This window comes from Pseudomonas sp. A0308, from assembly GCF_044218815.1.
GTDB classification, from domain to species: Bacteria; Pseudomonadota; Gammaproteobacteria; order Pseudomonadales; family Pseudomonadaceae; genus Aquipseudomonas; species Aquipseudomonas iridis.
Genome location: NZ_CP162581.1, coordinates 5,507,223 through 5,522,810, shown reverse-complemented (window position 1 = coordinate 5,522,810; position 15,588 = coordinate 5,507,223). Strand labels below are relative to the sequence as shown.

Genomic DNA, 15,588 nt, shown 5'->3' with positions numbered 1-15,588 from the left:
GCGAGCAAGCTCGCGCCCACAGGATATGCGGGTGTATGGAAATGCTGTGGTCTCCCCGTAACCCTGTGGGAGCGAGCCTGCCCGCGAAGAGGCCAGCCCGGCAAACATCACTTCAGGTAATCAGTGCCGTTCGAGCGCATTCACCAGATCGTGAAACGCTTCACGATTGGAATCATTCAGGCCCATGAGGATCTTGTGCGCTTCCAGCACCTTGATCCGCACCACTTCTTCCGACTGATCCTGATCCGGCAAGTCATCGAGGCACTCCGGGCACGGCACGGGGTGATTGACGATGTTGAACACCTGCTCGAAGCCCATCGATTGCAGCAGACGGGTGATGTCATCGTGGGTGGTGACCACGGTCGGCAGCAAACCAACCTTCTGCCGCGACAGGATCGACAGCTTGGCCAACAGGCCCAATGTCGTGCTGTCGATGCTGCGGGTTTCGGTCAAATCAATCACGATCGCGTTAAAATTCAGCGCAGTGAAGATTTTCTCAATAGTCGCATCCAACGCCGAACACAGGGTCAGGCGAACTTCACCAACGAACTTCAGGACGAAGGTGCCATCCTGCTCGGCGAACTGGATTCTACCGGTACTCATTAAAGATTCCTGCTCAACACCAACAGGGCGATATCATCCGGCATCTCCCCCAGCGTGGCCAATCCAAAAACTTGCCGCAGACCATCCAGGCTGCCGCCCGCCGACTTCACCCGTTGAGGCAAAGCGGCTTCTTTTTCTTTGAGCGTAGGTTCTGGCAATAGATCCAGAATGCCGTCAGACATCAGCGTCAGGCTGAACGTCGGCGGCAGCTCAAGCACGTGATCTTCGTAGGTGGCTTCATTGAAGAGGCCCACCGGCAGACCGCGTCCTTCGAGATATCGAACACTGTCAGGCGTGTACAACACAGGCAACGGCAGATGGCCGCCGATGCTATAGGTCAACAAACCGGTCTCCTCGTCGATGACTCCACCGACCATTGTGACGTGTTTACCCAGCTTACAACTGATCAGCCCCCGGTTGATATGACCAAGGACTTCCGAAGGCTTGAATTCAGGCAAAGTGCCGTTGCGCTTGGATTCGAACAGCAAGCGCGTGGTCATGAACTTCAGCAGCACGGTGACGAAGGCTGAAGAGGCGCCATGACCCGATACGTCCGCCAGATAAAACGCAACCCGGCGCTCGTCGACACGGAAATAGTCGACAAAATCACCCGACAGGTACAACGACGGGATGATCTGGTGGGCAAACTTGAACTCGTCGATGCTCCACGGGCTTTCCGGCAGCATGTTCATCTGCACCTGGCGACCGGCGTTCTGGTCTTCCTGGAGCAGGTTCAGGCTGGCTTCGAGCTCGCGGTTGGCCTTTTCGAGCTTCTCGCGGTAGCGCTGGTTTTCCAGCAGCAGGCGCGCACGATCCAGGGCCCGGCGCACAGAGTGCTCGAGCACAGCCAGATCTTCGAGAGGCTTGATCAGGTAATCCGCCGCGCCCAGGCGCAGCGCCTCGACCGCGTCGTTCATCACGCCGGCACCCGAAACCACGATCACCGGCGTTTGCGGTGACAGCTCGGTGACCTGACGGATGAGTTCGAGACCGCCCATCTGCGGCATGCGCAGATCGCAGATGACCAAGTCGGGCTTGTCTTGCTCGAATACCTGAAGACCCTGTTGGCCGTTGCTGGCCTGCAGGACGCTGAAACCACTGTCTTCCAAATAGGCCGCGAGGCTCGCGCGCACTACTTCGTCATCATCGATTATCAGCAGCGTGGCACTGGTTTTTGGCATGTGGGCAAACGGCGCCAGAATTAGGTTGGCGTAGTTGGCGGGGCAACGGCCCTGCGCAGACTACTGGATTCGCTTTCTAGCCTCTCTGCTGCACCGCTTTCGCGCGTTAGCTGCGTACACGGTTGCACCAGAGGTGCCCTTCTAAGGCGCAGACGGTACTCCCATCCGCTGGGCGTTTCAAGCATGCGCCGATGGTCGCTTGACGACTTTACTTGTCAAATCACCGAGAGTTATAAGAACTGCTCAAACCGTAACCCAATGGAAGGTCAGAACCATGAGTCAAACCGGTCGGGACTACAGCGAAAAGCGCGATTTCATCCGCATGCGTGTCGATGCCGATGTCGTGCTGATTCATGAAGGGGATCAGGTCTCGGCCGTGTGCATCGACCTCTCCAGCAGCGGCATGCAGGTTGAGGCACCGCGCAGCTTCAAGGTGGGTGATCGTTTGTACGTGAGCATTGACTCCGAGCACTCGGCACTCAGCGGCCTTGAAGCCGAGACCGAAGTGGTTTGGGTCAAGGCTCAGGAGGGCGACAGCCAAAAGCTTGGCCTGAGCATCCTGAAGATGAAATAAGCGCACACAAAAAAGGCGACCCGAGGGTCGCCTTCTTTTTTCACCGGTCGAGATCAAAAATCGTCTTCGACCTGGCCGTCCTTCACCTTGAACTCGCGGTTTTGCAAGTAGGCGTTACGAATGAAGGTGTACTTGTCGCCGCTGATCAGCTTCTCGCTGGACAGCAGGCTGGCGCGGGTGTCGACGATGTTCAGGCCGAATATCGAGTTACGCACGGGCACATCGTTGATGTAGCGGTACATGCCGGTGAAGCCGTCGACATACTTGGACGGCGCATCACGCAGGGTGCTCGGGCCCATCAGCGGCAGCATCACGTACGGGCCACTGCCCACGCCCCAGTAACCGAGGGTCTGACCGAAGTCTTCGTCGCTGCGGGTCAGGCCCATGTGGGTGCCGACGTCGAAGAAGCCGAGCAGGCCGAATGTGGTGTTGAAGATCAAGCGTGCGGTGTCGACGCCAGCCGCAGCGGGTTTGGCCTGCAGAATGTTGTTCGCCAAGTTGGTGACATCACCAACGTTGCGGAACATGTTGTGGATGCCGTCTTCGACAAATTGCGGCGTCACGAACTCATAGCCCTGCGCCAAAGGCTTCAGCGCGTAGGTGTCGACGAAGTCGTTGAACTGGAAGATCGGACGGTTGACGCTTTCCCAAGGGTCTTCTTCCGTTGCCGCTTGAGTGGCGAACGGCGCCAGCACCAGGCCGGCATATACACAAAGCTGAGCGAGCGAAGGGCTCAAGCGCATAGAGAAACTCCTTGGATTTGTACTGGCACAGGCATCTCGACCTGGGCGGTAAGGCCGCTAGTATAAGCGCAAAAGTCCTTTTGAGCAGTCCGGGAATGCAGTGACTTGCAGGACGTTTCTCGAGACCTCCATTCACACCGCCGTCATGCAACTGTCATCGACACGTTCTAGCCTCATGGATATTTCAGGGATGTTGCCATGTCACACGCCGAAACCTTGCCCGTCGCCGTGCCCGGCCTGAACGCCATACTGTTCGGACTCAGTGGTTGCCTGGTGGATTTCGGTGCCCGCGCCCGACAACACAGTGCCGCCCTGCCCGAACATGCCGAGACCACACCGGGCGCGCTCGAAATTCTGCAGAGCCTGCAGCGCCAGCACATTCCTTGCGCGTGGATCGACGACCTGCCCGCAGCCCTTGCGCAACCGCTATCGGCTGCCTTACCGGCGTGGATCAAGCCTGCGCAACATTCGGCAACAATCAATCCCTGGCCCGCTCCCAACGCCTGCTGGCAAGCGCTGATGGACTTGAACGTTGGCAGCCTGGACGGTTGCGTACTGGTCAGCGGCGAGCCTCGACTGCTGCAATCGGGGCTCAATGCCGGCTTATGGACAATCGGCCTGGCATCCTGCGGTTCACTCTGCGGTCTGGCGCCGGGCGAATGGCAAGCCTTGAGCCAAAAGGAACGGGAGCAGTTGCGCGGCAAAGCGACGATGCAGCTGTTCGGCCTTGGCGTGCACTCGGTGATTGATCATTTGGGCGAGCTGGAAACCTGCCTGGCGGACATCAGCCTGCGCCGCCTCAAAGGCGAAAAGCCCTGATCGGGATCATGCAGGGTGCTCGAGAGTGGATTAATCTAAAGGTCAGCAATAGACCTTTGGCGCGTGGCTGCGGTCAATGCCAGTGCCTCTCGATAAAAAGGAAAACACCATGCCCGCTCAAGAACTTCAAAAACAGCTCGATACCCTGCGCGAGCAGCTGGATCAGAATCCGCCGCTGACTGAAGCCGAACGGGAAGATCTGCGTACGCTGATGCAGCAGATTCAGCTGGAGCTTGAACTCGAAACAAAGACCCAGGATGCCAGCCTCGCTGATGGCGTGAACCTAGCTGTCGAACGTTTTGAAGTCGAACACCCAGCCATTGCCGGTACCCTGCGCAACATCATCAATACACTGGGCAGCATGGGGATCTAATTCCCTCCGAAATGCAAAAAGCCCTGCCATCACTGGCAGGGCTTTTTCATTTCCGGACTTGAAACACAGCGCCCTGTGGGAGCGAGCCTGCTCGCGAAGGCGTCGCGTCAGTCGACATCATCCTTAAATGACACACCGCATTCGCGAGCAGGCTCGCTCCCACATTGGATATCGCACATTCTCGATCTTTATTGACGCACGAGCCGGTGGTTCGGCAGTTGTGCGCTTTCGGTGCTGCGGTACGGGTTAATGTCCAATCCACCACGACGCACGTAACGTGCAAATACCGTCAGTTTTTCTGGTTTCAACAAACGCTGCAGATCCAGGAAAATCCGCTCCACACACTGCTCATGGAAGTCTGAGTGCTGACGGAAGCTGACGATGTATTCCAGCAGACTGGCGTGATCCAGCGCCGCGCCGCGATATTCCACCACTACACTGCCCCAGTCCGGCTGACTGGTCACCGGGCAATTGGACTTGAGCAGGTGGCTGTGCACGCTCTCCTCGACGACGCGCGAATCATCGCAACGCAGCAGTTCCGGACGCGGGTGCTCATAGTTGCTGACGCTGATTTCCAGGTCATCAATGCACACACCCGGCAACGCTACAACGCCTTCGGCTTCGACTTCTTTCAGGCTGCGAACCCGCACGCCGACCGGTTTGCCGGCCGCTGCCGACAGATCCTTGACCAACGTCGCTTCCAGCGTGGCGCTATCGGCAAACGGCGTCTGGTTCAGCGAGTTCAAATACAGCTTGAAGGACTTGGATTCGATGATATTCGGCGAATCCGCCGGAATGCTGAATTCGCCGATGGCCACCACCGGTTTGCCTGACGGCAGTAGCCACGACAGTTCGAAGCAGTTCCAGAAATCCACGCCTTTATACGGCAGGGTTTCGGCGGTCAGGCCCAGCTCCGCCCATTTCGCGGTGCGCGGAATGGGGAACAGCAAGGACGGTGTGTAGGTGGCGATGTATTCGCTGGATTTGCCCAGCGGCGAGTGTTCGGCTGCGGGATGCATGGCGGAAACCTGACTGAAGAATCAGCGGATTCTACCAGTCTTTGCCCGCACCTTTGAGTGCTTACTGACTGACAGTCAGTTTGCCGACCATACCGGCCTGATAATGGCCAGGGATGTTGCAGGCAAACTCCAGGCCCGTAGCCTTGCTGAAGGTCCAGGTCAACTCAGCGGTTTTACCCGGTTCGACCAACACACTGTTCGGATCGTCATGCTTCATGCCATGGCCCATCGCCGCGTGATCCATGCCCGCCATGTCGTGGGACATTTCCTTCATACCAGTAGGCGTGAGCATGCCGCTCTGCTGCATCTGCAACATTTCCTTCTGATGACTGGCATGCATCGCCGCGTCACCGAGGTTGAATTCATGCAGTAACTGGCCTTTATTCACCAGCACAAAGCGAACGGTCTCACCGGCCTCGACCTTGATAGCCTTTGGCTCGAACGACATATCACCCATCACCACTTCAATACTTCGGGTGGCTTTGCTTGCGGTGGCCGGTTGACCGAATTCGTAGGTGTGCCCTGCACCGGCCGACACTGACGCGCTCAATACCAACAAACAAGCGGTCAACATCAGGGATTTGCGCGAAAACATGGTCGTACTCCAACAAGATAAGGTTCAGCCTGTGGGAAACTCTAGCTGGCCGGCGCTGGCATCTACCTGACAGGCAGATTACAACTTTGTCAGGTTGACGGTTGCCGCCTGCTCTCGCGGTATAAAGCATCCGTTCCTACACATTGAATCAACCCGAGTCGCCCATGAAACTGTTGATCGTCGAAGACCAAGCGAAAACCGGCCAATACCTGCGTCAGGGCCTGACCGAGGCCGGCTTCAACACCGAACTGGTGGCCGACGGCGACAGCGGCCAGCAACTGGCCTTGAGCGGTGATTACGCATTGCTGATCCTCGACGTGATGCTGCCCGGGCGCAATGGCTGGCAGATTCTGCAAACAGTGCGCAGTGCTGGCCTGGATACGCCGGTGCTTTTTCTGACAGCAAAAGACGCGGTGGAGGACAGGGTTCACGGACTGGAGCTCGGCGCCGACGATTACCTGGTCAAACCGTTCGCCTTCTCCGAACTGCTGGCCAGGGTGCGTAGCCTGTTGCGTCGGGGCAGTGCCACACCGCAGGAAACCAGTCTGCAATTGGCCGATCTGCGTCTGGACCTGATCCGTCGCCGAGTCGAACGCCAGGGCCAGCGCATCGACCTGACCGCCAAGGAATTCGCCCTGCTGGAAATGCTTCTGCGCCGTCAGGGGGAAGTGCTGCCTAAATCGCTGATCGCCTCGCAGGTCTGGGACATGAATTTCGACAGCGACACCAACGTCATCGAAGTGGCGATTCGGCGCCTGCGCCTGAAGGTCGACGACGAATTCCCCAACAAGCTGATCCACACCGTGCGCGGCATGGGTTATGTGCTTGAAGAGCGCCCAGCCTGATGCGCCGGTTGTCGTTGAGTTCACGCCTGGCCTTGTTGTTTGCTGCCTGCACCGCTGTGGTTTCACTGTTCGCCGGGGTGCTGTTCAACCGCGCCAGTGAGGCGCATTTCATTGAGCTCGACCAGCAATTGCTCGACGGCAAACTGATCGGCCTGCGCCGCGCCTTGCAGGATGTCCAGGCCAGTGAGGCTGAGGCACGGCTGGCGGACGAACTGAGCCGACAAGCCGATCTGTCGTTGCGCATCACTGGCGGTGACGGGCAACGCTGGTATGACAGCTCGATCAAGGTGCCAGATGTCTTGCCGCAACAATCCGGCCTGTCGACCGTGAGCAATAGCGACACCGAGTACCGCGTGCTGAATGCCCCGCTCTACCCGGGTAAACCCGACTCGCCAAAATTGACGCTGTTGCTGGACATCACCCATCACCAGCACTTTCTGCAACGCATGCAGCATCTGATCTGGCTGACCGTCGGGCTTTCGGCGCTGGCTACCGCGTTGCTCGGTGCCTGGGCCGCGCGCAGCGGCTTGCGCCCATTGCGGCGCATGAGTGCGGTGGCGCGTGGGATTTCGGCGCAATCGCTCAATGCCCGACTGTCGGAAGCGCAAATGCCTCCAGAGCTTGCGGAAATGGCCCACAGTTTCAACGCCATGCTCGCACGCCTCGACGACTCGTTTCAGCGGCTCTCGGCATTTTCGGCCGACATCGCCCATGAGCTGCGCACGCCACTGTCGAACCTGCTGACCCACACCCAGGTCACCCTCACCCGCCCGCGGCCGATCGAGGATTACCGCGAAGCGCTACACAGCAACCTGGAAGAACTGCAATGGATGGCGCAACTGGTCAATGACATGTTGTATCTGGCCAAGGCTGATCACGGCTTGCTGATACCCAAGCGTGAACCACTAACGTTGGCGGATGAGGCGGATGCGCTGTTGGAGTTTTTTGCGCCGTTGGCCGAGGACGCCGCAGTGACGTTGAGCCGTGAAGGCACTGCACGAATCGAAGGTGACCGCAGTATGTTGCGCCGAGCGTTGTCGAATCTGCTGGATAACGCGCTGCGATTTACGCCCGCCTCGGGGGAGGTTCGCTTGGCGATCCAGGATCTGCCGAATACTGTGCGTGTATCGGTCGAGAACACCGGCGGTGAGATTTCAGCGCAGCTGTTGCCGCGATTGTTTGACCGTTTCTATCGGGCCGATCCGGCGCGACAGGAAGGTAGCAGCGAACATGCGGGATTGGGATTGGCCATTACTCAATCGATCGTTCGGGCCCATGGTGGGCAGATTCATTGCGAATCGGATCGGGGCTGGACGCGGTTTGTGATTGAGTTGCCCAAAGAAGATTGAAACTGTAGGAGCTGCGGCACGCTGCGATCTTTTGATCTTAAAGATCAAGATCAAAAGATCGCAGCGTGCCGCAGCTTCTACAGTATTTCGCGTCAGTGCTTACGAATATCTCAGGGCGTGAGCCGGCTCGATCTTCGCCGCCCGCCACGCCGGATACAGCGTCGCGAGGAAGCTCAAGACAAACCCGGCGGAGCAGATCAGCAACACATCACCACCCTGCAATTCAGACGGCAGATTGCTGACGAAATACACATCGGAGCTGAAGATGTGCTGCCCGCTCACTCGCTCGAACCAGCCGACCAGTTCACTGACATTCAGCGCCGCGATCACGCCCAGCACACCACCAATCAGCGTGCCGACAATGCCGATCACCGTGCCCTGCACCATGAAGATCGCCATGATCTGCCGGGGCGTGGCGCCGATGGTGCGCAGGATCGCAATGTCCGCGCCCTTGTCGTTAACCACCATGATCAATGTGGCGATGATGTTGAACGCCGCCACCGCGACAATCATCAGCAGCAACAGGCCGATCATGGTTTTTTCCATCTTCATCGCACTGAACAGACTGCCCTGAGTGTGGGTCCAGTCGTCCGCCTTGAACTCGGCGCCAAGACCGGCGGCGATGTCTGAAGACACTTTCGGCGCGGCGTACAAGTCTTTGACTGCCAGACGCACGCTCTGCACCTGATTCGGCTCCCAGCGCTGCATGGTCGCGGCATCGGCTACATGAATCAGGCCCATCGAACCGTCCAGCTCGGCCCCCACCTTGAACACGCCGACCACGTTGAGCCGCTGCATTCGCGGGGTAATCCCGCCCGGCGCGGTGCTGACTTCCGGCACGATCAGGGTGATCTTGTCGCCGACATTCAGGCGGAAACGGCGAGCGGTAATTTCACCAATGACCACACCAAACTCACCTGGTTTCAGCGCGTCGAGACGCCCCTGCACAATGTGCTGGGCGACGATCGACACCTTGCCTTCCTGCGCCGGATCGACGCCGCTGATCTGGATCGGCTGCATCAAACCCTTGTAGGAGAGCATGCCTTCCATTTCGGTGAACGGCACGGCGGCAGTCACTTCGGGATTTTTCATGGCCGCGGCGGCTACGGGCTGCCAATCGTCAATCGGTTTGACGCCAACGATGGTTGCGTGCGGCACCATGCCGAGGATGCGCGAGCTCATTTCGCGCTGGAAGCCGTTCATCACCGACAACACCACGATCATCGCCAGCACGCCGAGGGCGAGGCCGATCATCGAGGTCATCGAAATGAACGAAACAAAGCGATTGCGGCGCTTGGCGCGGGTATAGCGCGTGCCGATAAAGATCGATAACGGTCTGAACATTCGCTGGGGCACCGTATAAAAATAAAAGACCCGACGCCTTTTCAGACGCCGGGTTTCAACTCATCAGATGGGCGTCAGGCAACCGTTTTGCAGGTGCAGGACGCGATCCATCTGGCGAGCCAGGTTCATGTCGTGGGTCACCACCAGGAACGCCGTGCGCATCGAGGTGCTGAGTTCCAGCATCAAATCCTGAATGCCTTGGGCGGTGTGGGAGTCGAGGTTGCCGGTCGGCTCGTCGAGCATTACCAGCCCCGGCTTGTTCACCAGTGCGCGGGCAATCGCTACACGCTGGCGTTCACCGCCGGACAGCTCGGAGGGTTTGTGTTCCAGGCGATGGCCCAGCCCCACTCGCTCCAGCAGCGCGGTGGCGCGCTGACGTGCCTCAGGGATCGACGTCTTGCCGATCAGCAGCGGCATGCAGACGTTTTCCAGCGCGGTGAATTCCGGCAGCAAGTGGTGGAACTGGTAGACGAAGCCCAGCGAACGGTTACGCAGCAGACCGCGCTTCTTCTCGCTCAGCGCCGACAATTCTTCACCATCGAGCCAGACACTGCCCTGGGTCGGCGTGTCGAGGCCGCCCAGCAGGTTGAGCAAAGTACTTTTGCCCGAGCCCGAGGTGCCGACAATCGCCACACGCTCGCCCGGGTTCAACTCCAGTTGCAGACCGGCCAGCACTTCTACCGACTCCGGACCTTCCTCGTAGGATTTGCCCAGGTTGCGGCAGCTCAAGATTGCTTTTTCACTCATGCCCGACTCACTCATAACGTAACGCCTCCGCCGGCTGGGTGCGCGCGGCACGCCAGGCGGGATACAGGGTGGCGAGGAAACTCAAAACCAATGCAGCGGCGCAGACCATGATCACATCCTGGCTCTGCACCTGCGACGGAAGATAATCAATGAAATACACGTCAGCATTAAGGAACTTGTGCCCGAGCAGCCCTTCAAGGGCCGAAATCGCAGCGCTGACGTTGAGCGCTGCGAGAATCCCGAGCACCGCGCCAATGGCTGTGCCGACCACACCAATGACCGTGCCTTGCACCATGAACGTGCGCATGATCGTCCCCGGCGTAGCGCCGAGGGTCCGCAGAATGGCGATGTCGCCCTTCTTGTCGTTCACCACCATCACCAGCGTGGAAATGATGTTGAACGCCGCCACCGCAACGATCAGCAACAACAGCAGCCCGATCATGGCTTTTTCCATACGGATCGCCTGATACAGATTGCCGTGGGTGCGAGTCCAGTCACGGGCGTAGAAACGGTCATCGCCAAGTTGCTGGGCGATGCTCCATGCCGCACGCGGTGCCTGAAACAGGTCGTCGAACTTCAGACGCAGGCCCTGCACCTGATCAGGCTTCCAGCGATGCATTTTCGCCAGATCCTGCAGGTTGGTGACGCCCAGATAACCGTCGAGCTCGCCGGCGCCGACATGGAAAATGCCGACCACGGTGAAGCGCTTCATGCGCGGGAACATCCCGGCCGGGGTCACGCTGACCTCCGGGGCGACGAAGGTGACCTTGTCCCCCAGACCCACGCCGAGCTTGGTCGCGGCCTTGTCGCCGATGACGATGCCGAAGCTGCCCGGCGTCAGGTCGTCGAGTTTGCCCTGCTTCATGAAGTTGTCGATGATCGACACATTGCGCTCGAGCGCAGGGTCGATGGCGTTGAGCAACACCTTGGAGACCTGACCGTTATTGGTCAGCAGGCCCTGCATCTGGGTGAACGGCGCGACGGCCGCCACCTGCGGGTTCTGTTTGACCTTGGTGGCCAGGCTTTGCCAATCGTTGATCGGATCAGTGGATTCAATGGTCGCGTGGGGCACCATGCCCAGCACGCGGGTGCGCATCTCATGATCGAAGCCATTCATCACCGAGAGCACCACGATCATCACGACCACGCCAAGGGCGAGCCCGATCATCGAAGTCAGGGAAATGAATGACACAAAATGATTGCGACGTTTTGCACGGGTATAACGCGTGCCGATAAATACGAAGAGAGGTCTGAACATGTCGGGGCTTGTTCGGAGGGAAAAGGAACGTCCTTGTGGCGGGGGTCGATAACCAGCTTTACACTCAGACCACCGCCGCTACCATGGGTTCGCCATGTCGACATTAGATGAAGAAGATCGCCGCGAATACTACCGTATCGAGGACACGATCGCACTGGAAATTCGGCCCCTGTCCGCTCCCGAAGCCGCAGGCCAGGAAGTGTTGCAGGATGCTTCCCCTCTATTCAACCTGCTCAGCGAGCTGCACCTGAGCGAATTCGAGTCGCAGCACCTGTTGCGCCAGATCAGCGAGCGCGATCGGGCCATCGCCGCGTTCCTGAAATCCCAGAACAAACGCATCGACCTGCTCAGCCAGGTGGTCGCCCTCACCGTGCTCGGCCACATCGGCGAGCCGCAACCGGTGATCATCTCCGAGGGCGGGATCGACTTCCAGCACCCGACGCCCATCGCAGCCGGTGCGCATCTGTCGATCAAACTGGTGCTGATGCCCCAGGCGCTCGGCCTGTTGCTGCGCGCCCGTGTCACCCATTGCGAGCGCAAGGGTGAGGGTTATGACGTCGGGACCGAGTTCGAACACCTGACCGATGCCCAGCGCCAGCTACTTGCCCGCTATATCTTGCAGAAGCAGGCTCAGGAACGGCGTCTGGCCCGCGAACAGAACGAATCAGGCATTTAAATTAAGGAAGAACCGTGACCCTCATCTACGGCCACCGCGGCGCCAAGGGCGAAGCACCGGAAAACACCCTGACCAGTTTTCAGGAATGTCTCAAGCACGGCGTGCGCCGCTGCGAACTGGATCTGCACCTGTCAAAGGACGGCGAGCTGATGGTCATCCACGACCCGACGCTCAAGCGCACCACCGACCGTCGCGGCAAGGTCGTCGAGCAGACTGCCGCCGATCTGGTGACATTTGATGCGCGTAAGGGCGGCCCTGGCTGGATCAAGCCGTGCCCGATTCCGACGCTGGAAGAGTTGTTCGAGAAGTGCGATTTCGAGCACTGGCAGCTTGAAGTCAAAAGCGCTTCACGCACCCGTGCTGCCACCACCGTGTTGGCGATTCGGGAAATGGCGCAACGCCACGGCTTGCTCGACAAGGTGACCATCACCTCGAGCTCGCGGGAAGTGTTGAAGGCTGCACTGGATCTGGTGCCGGATGTGTCGCGCGGTCTGGTCGCCGAGTACGCCTGGCTCGACCCGTTGAAGGTCGCGCAAAGCTACGGCTGCGAGATTCTGGCGTTGAACTGGACGCTGTGTACGCCTGAGCGCCTGCAAAAAGCGCAGCGTCAGGGCCTGCATGTGTCGGTGTGGACCGTCAACGAGCCTGCGCTGATGCGCAGACTCGCCGACTTCGGCGTTGACAGCCTGATTACAGACTTTCCCGGTTTGGCCACTGCCACGCTCGAGAATTGCTGAAATCGGTCTCCCCGGCCGGCTCAGGCCACCGGCCGGAGCCCGTCAAAAAAGCCGGTTGAGGCCGTCGTACGCCGCTACCCGATAGGCTTCAGCCATGGTCGGGTAGTTGAACGTGGTGTTGACGAAGTACTTCAGCGTGTTCAGCTCGCCCGGCTGGTTCATGATCGCCTGACCGATGTGAACGATCTCCGACGCCTGATAACCGAAGCAGTGAACGCCCAGCACTTCCAGGGTTTCACGGTGGAACAGGATCTTCAGCATGCCTTGCGGCTCGCCGGCAATCTGCGCCCGCGCCATGCTCTTGAAGAACGCCTTGCCAACTTCGTACGGCACTTTGGCCTGGGTCAGTTCCTGCTCGTTCTTGCCGATCGAGCTGATCTCCGGAATGGTGTAGATCCCGGTCGGCACGTCATTGACGAAGCGCCAGCTAGCGTTATCCACGATGCTGCCAGCGGCCGAACGGCCCTGGTCGTGAGCAGCGCTGGCCAGGCTCGGCCAGCCGATCACGTCGCCCGCGCCGTAGATGTTCGGCACGCAGGTGCGATAAGCCTCGTCGACTTCGATCTGGCCACGGCTGTTGACCTTGACGCCGATGTTTTCCAGACCCAACTGATCGGTGTTGCCGGTACGCCCGTTGCACCAGAGCAAGGCGTCGGCCTTGATCTTCTTGCCGGACTTCAGGTGCAGGATCACGCCGTTGTCGACGCCTTCAACGCGATCGTAATCTTCGTTGTGGCGCACGGTGATGTTGTTGTTGCTGAAGTGGTAGCTCAACGCCTGGGAGATTTCCGAGTCGAGGAAGCTCAGCAACTGACCGCGGTTGTCCACCAGCTCTACCAGCACGCCCAGACCACTGAAGATCGACGCGTATTCGCAGCCGATCACGCCGGCGCCGTAAACGATCAGTTTGCGCGGGGTGTGGCCGAGGCTGAGGATGGTGTCGCTATCGTAGATACGCGGGTGATGAAAATCGATGTCCGCCGGGCGATACGGGCGCGAACCGGTGGCGATGATGATGTGCTTGGCTACCAGTTTTTCGACCACGCCATTGGCGCAGACCACTTCGATGGTTTGCTCGTCGGCGAAGCTGCCGGTGCCGAAAAACACGTCGACACGGTTACGGGCATAGTAGCCAGTGCGCGAGGCGACTTGTTTGGAAATGACTTTCTCGGCGCTTTTCAACACGTCCGGGAAGGAGAACCAGCGCGGCTCGCCGATGGCCCGGAACATAGGGTTGGTGTTGAACTGCATGATCTGCCGCACCGAGTGACGCAGTGCCTTGGACGGGATGGTGCCGAGGTGGGTGCAGTTGCCGCCGACCTGGCGACGGCTGTCGACCATCGCGACCTTGCGCCCTGCTTTGGCGGCGTTCATTGCCGCGCCTTCTCCCGCCGGGCCGGAACCCAGCACCACCACGTCGTAGTTGTAGACAGCCATGCGTACTCCTCAGAACAGGCCGCGGTGCCAGCAGCACCGGCGGCTAAATCACGCCGAACGGCGGCGTGAAGGAACAATTGGGGGTCAGTAAAGAACCCGGACACAGTCTATAGAAGCGTCAACGCCGCGCACATTAACCCTTGGTCGCGTCGTAGGCTACTTTTGCCTGCACTACAACGCCAGCTTTCGTATTGTTCCCAGTCAATTCTTTGCGCCCGAGAGCCGATCGAAAGCCTTGCTGGTGCGTATGACAAAACCTGTATCGGCACGAATGACAAAGAATGCACCAATGTCATGTTTTTCGGCATAGGCCCACGCCCTTTCAGGCCCGAGAATCAGCAACAGCGTCGATAGTCCATCGGCCATCAGTGCTGAAGGATGAATTACCGTGACCGACGCCAGATCGTGTAGGACGGGCGCGCCACTGCGGGCATCGAAGGTGTGGGAATAACGCCGACCGTCCTGCAGGAAATAGTTGCGGTAGTCACCCGAGGTGGAAACGCCGTAGCCGTCGACGTTGATGATGCGCTCGGCGACCTGCTGATCGTCGCGAGGCGCTTCCAACGCAATGCGCCATGGCGAACCGTCAGGTTTTTTGCCTTTAGCCTTGAGCTCGCCAGTGGCCTCGGCGAGGTAATCGTGGATGCCCATGGCGTCGAGCCTGGCGGCAATCGTGTCGACGGCATAACCGGCGGCGATACTGTTGAAGTCGACTTCGACGGCGGCGTCCTTGCACAACTGCTCGCCATCAATGCGCAAATGCTTGTGACCGACCCTCTGCAACACCTCCGCCAACGCAGCGGCGCTCGGGACCTTTTCTTCGCGACCTTGCGGGCCGAAACCCCACAGATTCAGCAGCGGCTCCACGGTCAGGTCGTAGGAACCTTCGCTTTGCTCTGACAGCTGCTCGCCTACGCGGACCAACTCGAGGACAGGCGCGGGCATTCTCTGACAAGTATTGGCGGGCAATGCGTTGAAGCGCTCGATATCCGAGTCACTGCGATACGTGGACATTTGCCGCTCGATTTCGGCGAGGATGCCCTCCACTTCGCTGCGCACGCGCACGCGCGCAGCATCCACCTGACCTGCATGACGCACGTACTTGATCGAATACGTGCTGCCCATGGTCGCGCCGCCAAAGCTTTCCAGGCTGTCGCCGTTGCCGCAGCCCGACAAAACAGCGGCCAGGACCACAAGCCCTCTGCACCGTCCAGTTAACAAATCTTCATCTCCCTGCAAAACCGCGGCGGCCATTATGGACTACAGAGCGCGCTCGCTCCGAAACGGA

17 protein-coding genes and 1 pseudogene are annotated in these 15,588 nt (G+C 59.2%); 8 read left to right on the top strand and 10 right to left on the bottom strand.

What is annotated here, in order from left to right:
• Positions 1–120: 120 nt before the first annotated feature.
• Complete coding sequence (gene rssC / locus AB4P92_RS25590) at positions 121–603, bottom strand: anti-sigma factor antagonist RssC (protein WP_042560140.1); 483 nt, start codon at positions 601–603, stop codon at positions 121–123.
• Positions 603–1,784, bottom strand: a complete 1,182-nt coding sequence (gene rssB, locus AB4P92_RS25585) for a two-component system response regulator RssB (protein ID WP_047302218.1) — start codon at positions 1,782–1,784, stop codon at positions 603–605. The genes rssC and rssB overlap by 1 nt, the downstream gene beginning before the upstream one ends.
• Positions 1,785–2,058: 274 nt before the next feature.
• On the opposite strand from rssB, the gene AB4P92_RS25580 reads away from it, so the two are divergent.
• A complete protein-coding gene (locus AB4P92_RS25580; RefSeq protein WP_042560142.1) occupies positions 2,059–2,358 on the top strand; it encodes a PilZ domain-containing protein in 300 nt (99 codons plus the stop codon).
• A gap of 53 nt (positions 2,359–2,411) precedes the next feature.
• On the opposite strand, the gene AB4P92_RS25575 is transcribed toward AB4P92_RS25580, so the two are convergent.
• Positions 2,412–3,101 carry a VacJ family lipoprotein gene (locus tag AB4P92_RS25575; protein ID WP_042560143.1) on the bottom strand — a complete coding sequence of 230 codons (690 nt, stop codon included), beginning with the start codon at positions 3,099–3,101 and terminating at the stop codon, positions 2,412–2,414.
• A gap of 198 nt (positions 3,102–3,299) precedes the next feature.
• On the opposite strand from AB4P92_RS25575, the gene AB4P92_RS25570 reads away from it, so the two are divergent.
• From AB4P92_RS25570 to AB4P92_RS25560, 3 genes and pseudogenes are all read left to right on the top strand, one after another.
• Entirely contained in the window at positions 3,300–3,920 is a 621-nt protein-coding gene (locus tag AB4P92_RS25570; protein ID WP_395598350.1) for an HAD family phosphatase, read from the top strand.
• Between the two features lie 109 nt (positions 3,921–4,029).
• Positions 4,030–4,293 (top strand): DUF4404 family protein, encoded by a 264-nt coding sequence (locus tag AB4P92_RS25565; protein ID WP_042560145.1) that lies wholly within the window; start codon positions 4,030–4,032, stop codon positions 4,291–4,293.
• Between the two features lie 48 nt (positions 4,294–4,341).
• A pseudogene (locus AB4P92_RS25560) lies at positions 4,342–4,455 on the top strand (metal ABC transporter ATP-binding protein); the annotation flags it as partial.
• Positions 4,456–4,481: 26 nt separating this feature from the next.
• Here AB4P92_RS25560 and queF read toward each other — a convergent pair.
• Together queF and AB4P92_RS25550 are read right to left on the bottom strand one after the other, a co-directional pair.
• Entirely contained in the window at positions 4,482–5,312 is an 831-nt protein-coding gene (gene queF / locus AB4P92_RS25555; RefSeq protein ID WP_042560146.1) for an NADPH-dependent 7-cyano-7-deazaguanine reductase QueF, read from the bottom strand.
• A gap of 61 nt (positions 5,313–5,373) precedes the next feature.
• Entirely contained in the window at positions 5,374–5,907 is a 534-nt protein-coding gene (locus tag AB4P92_RS25550) for a plastocyanin/azurin family copper-binding protein (protein ID WP_042560147.1), read from the bottom strand.
• Positions 5,908–6,071: 164 nt separating this feature from the next.
• Here AB4P92_RS25550 and AB4P92_RS25545 point away from each other — a divergent pair, with 164 nt between their 5' ends.
• Complete coding sequence (locus AB4P92_RS25545; RefSeq protein WP_042560148.1) at positions 6,072–6,752, top strand: heavy metal response regulator transcription factor; 681 nt, start codon at positions 6,072–6,074, stop codon at positions 6,750–6,752.
• Positions 6,752–8,101: a heavy metal sensor histidine kinase gene (locus tag AB4P92_RS25540; protein WP_395598349.1), complete on the top strand. Its 1,350-nt coding sequence runs from the start codon at positions 6,752–6,754 to the stop codon at positions 8,099–8,101. Before AB4P92_RS25545 ends, AB4P92_RS25540 begins: the two co-directional genes overlap by 1 nt.
• Before the next feature lie 99 nt (positions 8,102–8,200).
• Here AB4P92_RS25540 and AB4P92_RS25535 read toward each other — a convergent pair whose 3' ends face one another.
• The 3 genes from AB4P92_RS25535 to AB4P92_RS25525 all read right to left on the bottom strand — a co-directional run bounded on the left by AB4P92_RS25535 (position 8,201) and on the right by AB4P92_RS25525 (position 11,450).
• A complete protein-coding gene (locus tag AB4P92_RS25535) occupies positions 8,201–9,445 on the bottom strand; it encodes a lipoprotein-releasing ABC transporter permease subunit (RefSeq protein WP_042560151.1) in 1,245 nt (414 codons plus the stop codon).
• Positions 9,446–9,508: 63 nt separating this feature from the next.
• Positions 9,509–10,192 carry a lipoprotein-releasing ABC transporter ATP-binding protein LolD gene (gene lolD, locus AB4P92_RS25530; RefSeq protein WP_164488114.1) on the bottom strand — a complete coding sequence of 228 codons (684 nt, stop codon included), beginning with the start codon at positions 10,190–10,192 and terminating at the stop codon, positions 9,509–9,511.
• 7 nt (positions 10,193–10,199) lie between these two features.
• On the bottom strand, positions 10,200–11,450 hold the full coding sequence (locus AB4P92_RS25525; protein WP_200616764.1) for a lipoprotein-releasing ABC transporter permease subunit: 1,251 nt from the start codon (positions 11,448–11,450) through the stop codon (positions 10,200–10,202).
• A gap of 94 nt (positions 11,451–11,544) precedes the next feature.
• Here AB4P92_RS25525 and AB4P92_RS25520 point away from each other — a divergent pair, with 94 nt between their 5' ends.
• A complete protein-coding gene (locus AB4P92_RS25520; RefSeq protein WP_047302229.1) occupies positions 11,545–12,126 on the top strand; it encodes a PilZ domain-containing protein in 582 nt (193 codons plus the stop codon).
• Between the two features lie 14 nt (positions 12,127–12,140).
• Positions 12,141–12,863 (top strand): glycerophosphodiester phosphodiesterase, encoded by a 723-nt coding sequence (locus AB4P92_RS25515; protein WP_042560155.1) that lies wholly within the window; start codon positions 12,141–12,143, stop codon positions 12,861–12,863.
• A 42-nt stretch (positions 12,864–12,905) separates the two neighbouring features.
• On the opposite strand, the gene sthA is transcribed toward AB4P92_RS25515, so the two are convergent.
• Together sthA and AB4P92_RS25505 are read right to left on the bottom strand one after the other, a co-directional pair.
• On the bottom strand, positions 12,906–14,300 hold the full coding sequence (sthA, locus tag AB4P92_RS25510) for a Si-specific NAD(P)(+) transhydrogenase (RefSeq protein WP_042560156.1): 1,395 nt from the start codon (positions 14,298–14,300) through the stop codon (positions 12,906–12,908).
• 201 nt (positions 14,301–14,501) lie between these two features.
• The gene (locus AB4P92_RS25505) at positions 14,502–15,554 is read right to left on the bottom strand and encodes an FAD:protein FMN transferase (protein WP_395598348.1); all 1,053 of its coding nucleotides are present in this window, start codon (positions 15,552–15,554) and stop codon (positions 14,502–14,504) included.
• Between the last annotated feature and the right edge of the window lie 34 nt (positions 15,555–15,588).